Source organism: Pseudogulbenkiania subflava DSM 22618, assembly GCF_900177275.1.
In the GTDB taxonomy this organism is placed as follows: domain Bacteria; phylum Pseudomonadota; class Gammaproteobacteria; order Burkholderiales; family Chromobacteriaceae; genus Pseudogulbenkiania; species Pseudogulbenkiania subflava.
Window position 1 is genome coordinate 1 of record NZ_FXAG01000039.1, and the last position, 10,638, is coordinate 10,638.

The 10,638-nt window shown below is 62.6% G+C and carries 12 protein-coding genes; 4 read left to right on the top strand and 8 right to left on the bottom strand.

Annotation, left to right across the window (positions count from 1 at the left end; genetic code table 11):
* Nucleotides 1–879: LysR family transcriptional regulator (locus B9N72_RS20270; RefSeq protein ID WP_085277970.1), on the bottom strand; the 879-nt coding region annotated here is incomplete at its 3' end.
* A 100-nt stretch (nt 880–979) separates the two neighbouring features.
* On the opposite strand from B9N72_RS20270, the gene B9N72_RS20275 reads away from it, so the two are divergent.
* Complete coding sequence (locus B9N72_RS20275; RefSeq protein WP_085277971.1) at nt 980–1,393, top strand: OsmC family protein; 414 nt, start codon at nt 980–982, stop codon at nt 1,391–1,393.
* A gap of 412 nt (nt 1,394–1,805) precedes the next feature.
* Here the strand turns inward: B9N72_RS20275 and dkgB are convergent, their stop codons facing one another.
* The 5 genes from dkgB to B9N72_RS21170 form a co-directional block, all read right to left on the bottom strand.
* Nucleotides 1,806–2,612 carry a 2,5-didehydrogluconate reductase DkgB gene (dkgB, locus tag B9N72_RS20280; protein WP_085277972.1) on the bottom strand — a complete coding sequence of 269 codons (807 nt, stop codon included), beginning with the start codon at nt 2,610–2,612 and terminating at the stop codon, nt 1,806–1,808.
* Nucleotides 2,613–2,716: 104 nt separating this feature from the next.
* Nucleotides 2,717–3,943 (bottom strand): MFS transporter, encoded by a 1,227-nt coding sequence (locus tag B9N72_RS20285; protein ID WP_085277973.1) that lies wholly within the window; start codon nt 3,941–3,943, stop codon nt 2,717–2,719.
* A complete protein-coding gene (locus tag B9N72_RS20290; protein WP_085277974.1) occupies nt 3,928–4,911 on the bottom strand; it encodes a TIGR03571 family LLM class oxidoreductase in 984 nt (327 codons plus the stop codon). Before B9N72_RS20290 ends, B9N72_RS20285 begins: the two co-directional genes overlap by 16 nt.
* A gap of 13 nt (nt 4,912–4,924) precedes the next feature.
* Complete coding sequence (locus tag B9N72_RS20295; RefSeq protein WP_085277975.1) at nt 4,925–5,248, bottom strand: MoaF-related domain-containing protein; 324 nt, start codon at nt 5,246–5,248, stop codon at nt 4,925–4,927.
* Nucleotides 5,249–5,280: 32 nt separating this feature from the next.
* Nucleotides 5,281–5,436 (bottom strand): hypothetical protein, encoded by a 156-nt coding sequence (locus B9N72_RS21170; protein WP_200811095.1) that lies wholly within the window; start codon nt 5,434–5,436, stop codon nt 5,281–5,283.
* A 102-nt stretch (nt 5,437–5,538) separates the two neighbouring features.
* Here B9N72_RS21170 and B9N72_RS20300 point away from each other — a divergent pair, with 102 nt between their 5' ends.
* Nucleotides 5,539–6,465 (top strand): LysR family transcriptional regulator, encoded by a 927-nt coding sequence (locus B9N72_RS20300; protein WP_085277976.1) that lies wholly within the window; start codon nt 5,539–5,541, stop codon nt 6,463–6,465.
* Nucleotides 6,466–7,251: 786 nt separating this feature from the next.
* Here B9N72_RS20300 and B9N72_RS20310 read toward each other — a convergent pair.
* Nucleotides 7,252–8,199 (bottom strand): GlxA family transcriptional regulator, encoded by a 948-nt coding sequence (locus B9N72_RS20310; RefSeq protein WP_085277977.1) that lies wholly within the window; start codon nt 8,197–8,199, stop codon nt 7,252–7,254.
* Nucleotides 8,200–8,318: 119 nt separating this feature from the next.
* On the opposite strand from B9N72_RS20310, the gene B9N72_RS20315 reads away from it, so the two are divergent.
* Together B9N72_RS20315 and B9N72_RS21530 are read left to right on the top strand one after the other, a co-directional pair.
* Nucleotides 8,319–9,119, top strand: a complete 801-nt coding sequence (locus B9N72_RS20315; protein ID WP_085277978.1) for an SDR family NAD(P)-dependent oxidoreductase — start codon at nt 8,319–8,321, stop codon at nt 9,117–9,119.
* 68 nt (nt 9,120–9,187) lie between these two features.
* Nucleotides 9,188–9,763, top strand: coding sequence for an NAD(P)(+) transhydrogenase (Re/Si-specific) subunit beta (locus B9N72_RS21530; RefSeq protein WP_085277979.1), 576 nt, complete (start codon nt 9,188–9,190; stop codon nt 9,761–9,763).
* A gap of 288 nt (nt 9,764–10,051) precedes the next feature.
* Here B9N72_RS21530 and B9N72_RS20325 read toward each other — a convergent pair whose 3' ends face one another.
* Nucleotides 10,052–10,489 (bottom strand): carboxymuconolactone decarboxylase family protein, encoded by a 438-nt coding sequence (locus B9N72_RS20325; protein ID WP_085277980.1) that lies wholly within the window; start codon nt 10,487–10,489, stop codon nt 10,052–10,054.
* Nucleotides 10,490–10,638 lie beyond the last annotated feature (149 nt).

Here is a 10,638-nt window from a genome sequence, read left to right on the forward strand (position 1 = left end):
GCGCAAGTAGTCAAGCACGGTGCGGACCTTGCGGCTCTGAAATCGGCGGCTGGGGTATAGCGCGTAGACGGTGTCAGGGATGGGGGTGTCGGGTAGGGCCTCGATTAGGCGCCCATCGCGCAGCGCCTCGGCAGCGATGAACCGCGGCAGCAAGCAGATGCCAAGGCCGGCGATGGCGGCATCGCACATCACTTCGCCGTTGTTGAATACCAGCGTTGATTTCACTACTGCCGTTCGTACCCGGTTATTCTGCCCGACCGGCTCGAATTGCCACAGCTGCCCGGAATGGACGTAGGCGTAGCCGATGCAGCGATGGGCTGCCAGTTCGTCGAGTGATTTGGGCAAGCCATGGTGCTCCGCATAGTTCGGGCTACAGCAGACGACGCGGCGACTGATGGCCAGCTTACGTGCGATCAGTGACATGTCCTTGAGTGGCTGGGTAATCCGGATTGCCAAGTCGTAGCCACCGCCATCCACATCCACCATGCGGTCATCGAGATCGATGATCAAGTCCAGGTTGGGGTGCTGCTGCATTAGCTCCAACAGCATCGGCCCCAGGTATTTCCGGCCGAAGGTCATTGGTGCTGCGATGCGCACCTGGCCACATAGATTCCCCTCCTCCTCAATCGCCGACGTGGCCGCGTCGTCGAGCTGCAGTATCAGCTCCCGTGCCTTCTGATAGAAGAGTTGCCCGCGGTCGGTAGCGATCACTCCCCGAGTGGATCGGTGTAGCAGCTGGGCACCCAGTGCCTGCTCCAGGTCATTAATCCGTTTGCTGATGGCCGACTTGGAGAGATCGAGGCGTAAGGCGGCCGCCGTAAAGCTCCCAGTCTCCATCACCAGCAGGAAGGCTTCAATATCGTTCAGTCGGTAGCGCATTGTTCAATATTAGTAGACTTGCTGTTCGTCTTAGGGCGGCTAACACTATAGCTCATTCGTCTTAATATGGAATTTATGCTGATCCTTGAGGGATCCATTCATGAAACAAATAGCTTCGGTCACGGTGACGTCCACGCCGTTCAATTACACGCAGTTGATCGACACCGCAGACTTCGAGCTCCTCGCCGATGAGCCGGTATCGTCGGGGGGGCAGAATGCCGGCCCTGCGCCATACGACTACTTGCTGGCAAGCCTAGGCTCCTGCACCGCCATCACCTTGCGGATGTACGCCGAGAAAAAGGGCTGGAATCTGGGAGAACTCCACATCACTCTGAACCTGGCCAAAGATTCGGAGGGCAATACCTTCATAGAGCGCCAACTGCACAGCAATGCCCCCTTGACCGATGAGCAATGGACGCAACTGCTGGCCGTCGCGGCTAAGACGCCAGTGACAAAGACGCTCTTGCAAGGGGCAAAGATCTCGACCGCCCGGAATGCCGCGACAAGGAGTTAGCCGCGCCCCGAGCCTGCACGGCACCCGATTAAAGACAGCACCATACGTAACATCCTGAGCATTCACCGGGCTGGCGAACCCCACTGGGTGGGGGATGGCTTCCCGGTACAGACCGTCTTTTCCTACAACGATGAGCGGCTGGTTGAGGCCCTTGCAGGTTCTCGCCGATGCGGTTCGGCAGTGTCAGTGCGCGGAGCTGCAGCGGTTGAAACAGAGAATCCTGGGGCAGGATGCTTATCCTGTCGGGTCCGCGGCCAACCGGCCGCGGACGGGGCTTAGAGCGGCTAACAAAAATCAGTTTTACATCTGAGGCAAGGCGCGCCGACGCAGACAGTACAAGCGGTGCGGCAAGCCGGCGCAACGCAGCATCAGGGGGTTTTTAGCCACTCCTCTTAAGAAAAGGCCGGTGCACTCAGTCCCACTGTGGCGCAAGGCCGGCAGGGTCGACTTCGCGGCCATTGCGCTCGAGCGTGGCGATCTGTGCCATGTCCTCGTCGCTCAGGCGCAGGCTCTGCGCGAGCAGGTTGCTGGCAAGGTTCTCGCGCTTGGTGGACGACGGGATCACCGAGTAGCCGAGCTGCAAGGCCCAGGCGAGCGCCACCTGAGCCGGCGTGGCCTGATGACGCTGCGCGATCGCGCCGATCACCGGGTCACCGAGGACCTTGCCGTACGCGAGGGTCATGTACGAGGTGACGTGGACGCCTTCGTTCTGCAGGAAGTCGACGAGCTTGCGGTTTTGCAGGTACGGGCTCAGCTCGATCTGGTTGGTCGCGATCGCGTCCTTGCCGACCACGGCGATCGCCTGCTTCGTCAGTTCGATGTTGAAGTTCGAGATGCCGATCTGGCGCGTCAGGCCCTTCGCCTTCGCGTCGGCGAGCGCGGTCATGAATTCGTCGATGGACACGCCGTTGCCTGGGGCCGGCCAGTGGATCAGGGTCAGGTCGACGTAGTCGGTGCGCAGCTTGGCGAGGCTTTCCTCGAGGCTAGGCACGAGCTTGTCCTTGGCGTAGTTGTCGACCCAGATCTTCGTCGTCAGGAACAGGTCTTCGCGGCGCACGCCGGAAGCGGCGATCGCTTCGCCCACTTCCGCTTCGTTGCCGTAGATCTGGGCGGTGTCGATGGTGCGGTAGCCGAGTTCGAGGCCGGTGCGGACCGAGTCGATGACAACCTGGCCTTGCAGGCGGAAGGTACCAAGGCCGAAGGCAGGAATACTGGTCATGATGTTCTCCGTGGGGGGTTGAGCAATGAAGTCGATGGAGGGATTGTGCCAATCCCGATCTATGCGAAAAACAGCAGTAAGCGCGAATTACAGTTGAGAAAAAATCAAATATTGATCGACGAAGCTTCAGCGAGCTGGCCGGGCTTAGGCTGGCGTTGCAGGACGATCTGCACGATCACCAGCAGCAGTCCCGACGCGGCAATCAAGGCACCGACCAGCGGTACGGCTTCGTAGCCGAAGCCCGCCGAAATGGCGGCACCACCGGCGGCGGCACCGACGGCATTGCCGAGGTTGAAGGCACCGACGTTGACCGAAGAGGCGAGCCCCGGCGCCTCCGCCGCGGCGCGCATCACCCTCATCTGCAATGGTGGAACGACGGCGAAGGTCGCAGCCCCCCAGACGACGACGGCGAAAGCGGTCCCCAGCGGGGTTTTCGCCAGCAGCGGAAACGCCAGCATGATGGCGACGAGCAGGACCAGGAAAACGATCAGGCTGCCATTGAGCGAGCGGTCTGCGAGCCGGCCGCCGGCAAGGTTGCCGATCGAGAAGCCGACACCGACCAGCACCAGCATGGCGGTCACGAAGTTCGGCGACGCGCCGGTGATATGTTCGAGCGTCGGCGCGATATAGGTGTAGAGCGTGAACATCGCGCCTGCCCCGAGCACCGTGGTGGCCATGGCCATCAAGACCACCGGGCGGGTCAGCACCTTCAATTCGCCGCGAACATGCGGGACTTTTCCGGCTTCGCCCTTAGGAAGAGCGGCCCGCAGGATCAGCATCGTCAGAATCCCGAGCCCTGCCGTCGCGGCGAACGACATCCGCCAGCCAATGGTTTGCCCAAGCCAGGTCGCGGCGGGAACGCCGCCGATATTGGCGATAGTCAGCCCCATGAACATGGTGGCCACTGCACTGGCTTGCTTGTGGCGGGGCACCACGCTCGCCGCGACGAGCGAACCGAGTCCGAAGAACGCGCCGTGGTTGAGGCTCGTGACGAGGCGTGCCAGCAGCAGCGTCGTGTAGTCCGACGCCACCGCCGATAGCAGGTTGCCGAGGGTGAAAATGCCCATCAGCGCGATCAGTGCGGTACGCCTCGACCAACGGGACAAAACGATGGTCATCAGCGGCGCCCCGACCATGACGCCAATGGCGTAGACGGTAATCAGCATGCCGGCGGTCGGGATGGAGACATAAACGCCTTCGGCGATGACCGGCAGCAGCCCCATCGGAGAAAACTCGGTGGTGCCGATGCTGAAGGCGCCAATCGCCAGCGCCAGCAGCGACAGCCATTCCTTCCCCGATCGATCTGATGTTGCGGTTACAGGCTGGTCCATGTCGCGTTCTCCTTCTGATCGTCATGGAAATGCGGAAGTACTTCGCTGGCGATTTCGGCCAACGTCTCGTCGAGCGGACGGCGATTGCGGCGGAAATGCAGGCCGATGTGCTGTACGCCCGCCTCGCGCATTGCCGCCAGTTCATCGATCAGCGCGAGGCGCCCCGCCCGTGCGCCGAAGCGATGGCGTTGCAGCGGCTCGTGCGGATCGGCGGCAAGGTCGAGATGGATGAAGCTGGTGTACGGCTTGATGCCGGCGACGGCGCGCCAGCTGGCGGCGCGGCGCCGATGGTCGTCCGGTGTGCCGGGGTAGGCGAGGCAGCCGTCCATGTGCTCGCCGATCCATTCCGGCGTCTGCTGCGCGAGGCCAGCGACGAACAGCGGAAGCGGCGTGCGTGCCGCCGGCAGCACCTCCAGCCCGGGCGGCAGATGGCTGCGCGCCCCGTCGCGCAGCAGCGCGATCTGCTCGCGGAAGTTGGCGCCGCGCGATTCAAAGTCGCGGCCGAACAGCGGGTACTCGACCGGGCGGTCGCCGCTCGCGACGCCCAGCAGCAGGCGGCCACCGCTCAGTTCCTGGATCGTCGCGGCCGACTTCAGCGTCAGCAGCGGTTCGCGCAGCGGCAGCACCACGGCCGCCGTGCCGAGCAGGATGTCGCGCGTGACGCCGGCGAGATAGCCGAGGTACGAAAACACTTCGAACACCTGGGCGGCGTCGCCGAACGACGGGTCGTACAGCGGCACGTCACGCACCCAGAGGGCACGGAAGCCGAGCGTGTCCGCGAGTTGCGCGAGTTGCGCGAGTTGCGCGAGTTGCGCGAGCTTCGCGTGGCTTGCTAGGTCAGGCACGCCGGGGCGTCGCCCATCGCGCTGGCGGCGCGCCTCGCCTTCGGGCGTCCAGTCGTTGTCGAGCGGCAGCTCGATGCCGATGCTGAAGCCACCGCGGGTCAGTTTTTCGAGTGAGGTGGACATGATCTGAACCTGTTCAGAGCGCGCGCAGGCTGCCTTCGAGTCGATAGAAATCAAGCGACGGTGCGGTGAAGAACGAACGCGAAGTACCGGCCGCGAAGTCGTCGATATGCACCACGGTAGAGCGGTCGGCTTCCTGCCACGAAATCACGTAGATCTCGCCGGCGACGTGCTGCCATGTGTAGGCAACTTCACCCGTCGCACCCGCAAAGGCGCCTTCGGTGATCTCGTAGCGCATGTGGATGCCGTCGTCGGCATAGGCATTGAGGGCGGTGAGCCCGTCGTAGCGGACTTCGAAAGTCTTGCCGGCAAACGGCGGAAGTTGGGTCGATGCGTTCATGCTGGTGATCTCCAGGGTAAAAAGGTAAGCGTTCAGTGGGCGAGCTGTTCGACAGGGTCGGCGGTGCACTCGGGCAGGCTGTCACGTTGGTCGAGCGAACCGCTCTGCGCCATCAGCGCGGCGATCACGAATTCGGTCGTTCCGATGGCGAAGGCGCTGATCGTCAGCGCGAGTAGAGCAAGTAGCACGATGGGCATCCGGGGGACCGGTAGGAATGGACACAGTGTGCCCACTTTACTTTTGCGTAAAAACTAGCCTATAAACGAAATTATTTTGATTTAAATTCAACAATGAAAGTCACGCTCGACGAACTCCAGGCCTTCGCCACTGTGGTCGACACCGGCTCGATCACCGCTGCCGCGCAGCAGCTCGACCTTACCGTGTCGGCAACGAGCCGCTCGCTCGCGCGGCTCGAGGAAAAACTGAAGACCACGCTGCTGCGCCGGACCACGCGCCGCCTGGAGCTGACCGAGGAAGGACGGGCATTCCTGCAGAATGCGCGGGCGATCATCGATTCGGTCGAAAGCGCGGAGGAACAGATGCTCGCGCGGCGCGAAATGCCTTCCGGCCGCCTGCGGGTCGATGCCGCGACGCCGTTCATGCTGCACGTAGTCGTGCCACTGGTACGCGGCTATCGCGAACGGTTTCCGCAGGTGGAGCTGGAGCTGAACAGTAACGAAGGCATCATCGATCTGCTCGAGCGGCGCACCGACGTCGCAATCCGGATCGGCCACCTGAAGGACTCGACGCTGCACAGCCGGCTGATCGGCCACAGCCGGGTGCGCATTCTCGCCAGCCCCGCCTACCTCGACGCACACGGGCAGCCGCGTACGGTCGAGGAACTTGGCAAGCATGCGCTGCTCGGCTTCAACCAGCCCGAGTCGCTGAACGTGTGGCCGATACTCGGCGCGGATGGCGAGCCGTACCGGATCGCGCCGGCGGTGTGGACATCGAGCGGTGAGACGCTCAGGCAACTCGCGCTCGACGGGGCGGGGATCGTCTGCCTGTCGGATTTCATGACCGCGCAGGATCGCGCATCCGGGCGCCTCGTGCAGGTCCTCGCGTCCCACATTCAAGACGTACGCCAGCCGATTCATGCCGTCTATTACCGCAACACGGCAGTGTCGTCGCGGATCGCGTCATTCGTCGACTATCTGATCGAAACGCTCTGCGGCAAGTCCTCCGCGCGGCAAGCGGTGCTGTGGACGAATGAATGACGAGCGTTTGAGACAGATTTTTCCACCCGATTTAAAACAGTCTTCCCGACGGGCCACTTTTTCTGCGTGCCACGGCTCTCCGATACGGTGCAGTGCACCGCACGACGCTCGTTGTACGTTGCGGTTGTGCTTGCCGGCAGTCGAGCCGAAGTGGACTAGAGGTTCGCCGAATAATGCGGCAGCCATCTATCGCGCGCGCAGCGGAATGCCGATCCCGAACTGTTCAGTCTAGGAAAAGCGCGCATGGTGCTGTTGCTCGGCACCGGGGGATCATGACCGGACTACCGGCGGTTCCCGTCGCCTCAGTGGTATAGAGCGCGAGAGCGCTCAAATTCCGCTATTGGCCGACGTGGCACGTGAATTCGGTGCTGTTCGTGTGATCGGCAAGGGATCGAATCGATGGTCGACTATTCATATCGATGACGTTGTCGATCTTTACCTGCAAGCCATGTATGCCACATCGCCAGGCGCCTTCTATTTGCAGAGAACGGAGAAGCTTCGCTCGCCGAGATAGAGACGGCAATCGCCCGGCGTCTCGGGATGCCATCTGTCGTTGAATGGGACATGGCCGATGCAGCTCATGCGCTCGGTCATTCACGTGCGCATTTCTCGTCGGCCATTCAGGTGACCGCTACGCTCTGGAAACTGCCGGTCGCCCAACTTCTGTACCTCGGCCTGAGCGGTCGTTCATAAATTCCCGGCCCACAGGCAGCCAGCTACCGAGTAGCAGTCATTCTCTGTTGCTCAAACGTGTCTAGAGACGCTGGGGCGATTAATGAGCCGGCGTCAGGGGCGTTCCCTGACCTCCCGCCGCACCGCCTGCGGCGGGATGCCGAAACTGCGCAGGAATGCCTCACGCAGATGCCGGCGGTCGCGAAACCCGGTCTCGCGGGCCACCACGTCCAGCGGGTGGGTGCTCTGTTCGATCATCAGTCGCGCCGCTTCCAGCCGCAGCCCCTCGATCGCCTTGGCCGGCGACTGGCCGGTTTCCGCGGTGAACACCCGGCTGAACTGGCGCGGGCTCAGATGGACCGATTCCGCCAGTTCCTCCACAGTCAGCGGGCGCTGCAGATGCTTGCGGGCGTAGTCGAGCGCGCTCTGGATGCGGTCCGACTTCGGCGCCAGGTCCAACAGTTCCGAATGCTGCGACTGCCCGCCCGCGCGGCGCTGATGCATCACCAGTTTGTGCGCCACTGAGCGCGCAACGTCCGCCCCGAGGTCCTTTTCCACCATCGCCAGCGCCAGATCCAGACCCGCCGTCATGCCGGCCGAAGTCCATATCGGACCGTCGATCATGTAGATGCGGTCGTCCTCGACGTGAACGTCAGGATGCCGCTTCTGCATCTCGCGCGCGTAGGCCCAATGCGTGGTAGCCCGCCGGCCGGATAGCAAGCCGGCTTCGGCCAACACGAAGCCTCCGGTGCAGATCGCGGCCACGCGCCGGGCGCGCGGACTGGCCTGGCGCGCAAAGGCCAGCTCCCCGGGCGGCGTGGGGCGCGCGAGCGGGTCGATCACGCCGGTGAAAATCCAGGTGTCGGCCTGGCTTTGTTCGTCCAGGGCGCGCGAACTCACCGCCAGCCCCAGCGAGGAGCGGATCATGCCGCCGGCCAGCGAATAGTTTTCCACCTCGTAGAAAGGTTCGCCGGCCATGACGTTGGCGAACTCGAAAACGGACTGGGTGGCGAGCGCCAGCAGCTGAAAACCCTCCGTCAATACGTAGCCGATCCGATGCATGGGGCGGGCCCTTCAAGCGATGTCATAAATAAGTACTTTATACGTCATTTGAGACATTACTAATAGGCCCTAACATGCACTGACGGATTCCCCGCAACCCCTCATAGTGGAGAGACATCATGACCCAAGCACAGCAAGGTACCGCCCTTGTCACCGGCGCTTCTTCCGGGATTGGCGCCATCTACGCCGAGCGCCTGGCCCGCCGCGGCTACGACCTCACCCTGGTGGCACGCAACCGCGACCGCCTCAACACCCTGGCCGAGCGCATCACCACAGAAACCGGCCGGAACGTCGAGGTGCTGGATGCCGACCTCAACCAGCAGGCCGATCGTGCCCGGGTGGAAGCGAAGCTGCGCGAAGATGCCAGCATCACCCTGCTGGTCAACAACGCCGGCGTCGGCACGCATACGCCGCTGCTGGAAAGCGACGTCGAGCGTATGGTCCAGATGATCGAGCTCAACGTCACCGCGCTGACCCGGCTGACCTATGCCGCCGTGCCGGGCTTTGTCGCGCGCGGCAAGGGCGCCATCATCAACATCTCGTCCATCGTCAGTATCGCACCGGAGATTCTCAACGGCGTGTACGGCGGCAGTAAAGCCTTCGTGCTGGCATTCAGCCAGTCGCTACACCATGAGCTGGCCGACAAGGGGGTGCGCGTGCAGGCGGTGCTCCCCGGCGCCACGGCAACCGATTTTTGGACCACCGGCGGCCTGCCGGTCGAGAACCTGCCCGCACAAATCGTGATGCAAGCGGAAGACCTGGTCGATGCCGCCCTGGTGGGCTTCGACAGGGGTGAGCTGGTTACCATCCCGTCGCTGCATGCGGTCGAGAAATGGGAAGCCTACGAGGCGGCCCGCCAGGCGATGGCCAATGACCTTTCCAGCGATCAACCGGCCGCCCGCTACCGGATTGCCGGCTGAGCTTTGATGCTTCACGCAAGTGACAGGCCGCAGCATGCGGTGCGATCCGTCAGGGCAACAGCTCGACGATGAACGGCTTCTGCCCACATTCGCCTACCCGGCTACCGGTGGCCAAACGTAACGGCATGTTCAAGACCACGCGTCCCGACGACATGCTGGCGCATGCGCTCAAGAGCGTGATGGCCCAGGTCCCACGACTGGACCCGGCCCTGATAGGCGATGTCATCGTCGGCTGCGCCATACCGGAGGCCGAGCAAGGCATGAACGTTGCTCGCATCGGGCTACTGCTGGCTGGCCTGCCGCAAAGCGTGCCGGGCCTGACAATCAACCGCCTCTGCTCCTCCGGCCGGCAGGCGGTGGCGCAGGCCGCCGATCAGATCCGCCTCGGTACCGCCGACGTGATGCTGGTGATCGGCGCCAACGACGTGGTGAACCCGACGGCGCAGAAGGACAAGGCGAGCCCGATCTACGGCATGCCGATCCTGGAGGCACACAAGGCGCGCACGGTGATCGTGGTGAAGCGTTCGATGAACGCCGGCTACGCCGGTCTCGACAACGAGCTGTTCAACATGGACAAGACCATGATGGTGTTCGGCGATGCCAAGAAGGTGGTGGAGGATCTGGTGAAAAGCGTGGCGCATTAACACCGGCTTCGGCCAACCTGGATAGGATCAACCGCCCGGCCGGCAACGGCCGGGCGGTTTTCTTTTGGTGCGTCCAGCATGGAAGCACTCCTGCGCGTGCAAGTCCCGCCGTAAGCTGATTACAGCAAATCAAGTGAAGCGCAGTTGCATGAGGGGGAGCCGAACTCCAGCAAGACAAACAGGCTCTCAACCCCAAAACCCTATACGCATCTGAATGTTTATACGTTCTTTAAGTAAAAACACACGGTACGCAGATCATCGGACCTCCTGACGAGACAACCTGCCCTGTTATGCCGGCATCTTGCGGAACGCAATGGCGAACCGGTTCCAGCCGTTGATGGCCACGATCAGCAGCGTCAGATCGGCGATTTCGGCGTCGGTGAAATACGGCTTGACCGCCTGCCACGTCGCATCCGGCACGTGGTCCTGCGCCACCAGCGTCAAAGACTCGGTCCACTCCAGCGCGGCGCGTTCGCGGTTGGTGAAGAACGGCGTTTCGCGCCACGACGACAAGGTGGCGAGGCGGCGCTCGCTCTCGCCGTTCTTGCGCGCATCGGTCACGTGCATGTCGAGGCAGAAGGCGCAGCCGTTGATCTGCGAGGCGCGCAGGCGCACCAGTTCAAGCAGCGACTTTTCCAGGCCGGACGTGCTGACCTGCTCTTCGAGGCCCAGCATCGCCTTGAGAGCCCCCGGGCTGGCTTTGTAGAAATCGAGACGTTGTTCCATGGCTCACTCCGTTAAGTTCACGTTGCGTCCTGCAATCAGGACTATGGGCGTAAGCTTAGGCCCTACCGTGGCGTGTAAAAATAACCAGTTTTTGGAAATTTGAGGTAACCAGTGCGATGGACATCCAGGTAACCATTCAAGGCAGCCAT

Excerpts from the sequence above, each read along its gene's own strand:
- B9N72_RS20275 (WP_085277971.1), top strand. The coding sequence starts at position 980 with ATGAAACAAATAGCTTCGGTCACGGTGACGTCCACGCCGTTCAATTAC.
- dkgB (WP_085277972.1), bottom strand. The coding sequence starts at position 2,612 with ATGACCAGTATTCCTGCCTTCGGCCTTGGTACCTTCCGCCTGCAAGGC.
- B9N72_RS20285 (WP_085277973.1), bottom strand. The coding sequence starts at position 3,943 with ATGGACCAGCCTGTAACCGCAACATCAGATCGATCGGGGAAGGAATGG.
- B9N72_RS20290 (WP_085277974.1), bottom strand. The coding sequence starts at position 4,911 with ATGTCCACCTCACTCGAAAAACTGACCCGCGGTGGCTTCAGCATCGGC.
- B9N72_RS20295 (WP_085277975.1), bottom strand. The coding sequence starts at position 5,248 with ATGAACGCATCGACCCAACTTCCGCCGTTTGCCGGCAAGACTTTCGAA.
- B9N72_RS20300 (WP_085277976.1), top strand. The coding sequence starts at position 5,539 with ATGAAAGTCACGCTCGACGAACTCCAGGCCTTCGCCACTGTGGTCGAC.
- B9N72_RS20310 (WP_085277977.1), bottom strand. The coding sequence starts at position 8,199 with ATGCATCGGATCGGCTACGTATTGACGGAGGGTTTTCAGCTGCTGGCG.
- B9N72_RS20315 (WP_085277978.1), top strand. The coding sequence starts at position 8,319 with ATGACCCAAGCACAGCAAGGTACCGCCCTTGTCACCGGCGCTTCTTCC.
- B9N72_RS21530 (WP_085277979.1), top strand. The coding sequence starts at position 9,188 with ATGAACGGCTTCTGCCCACATTCGCCTACCCGGCTACCGGTGGCCAAA.
- B9N72_RS20325 (WP_085277980.1), bottom strand. The coding sequence starts at position 10,489 with ATGGAACAACGTCTCGATTTCTACAAAGCCAGCCCGGGGGCTCTCAAG.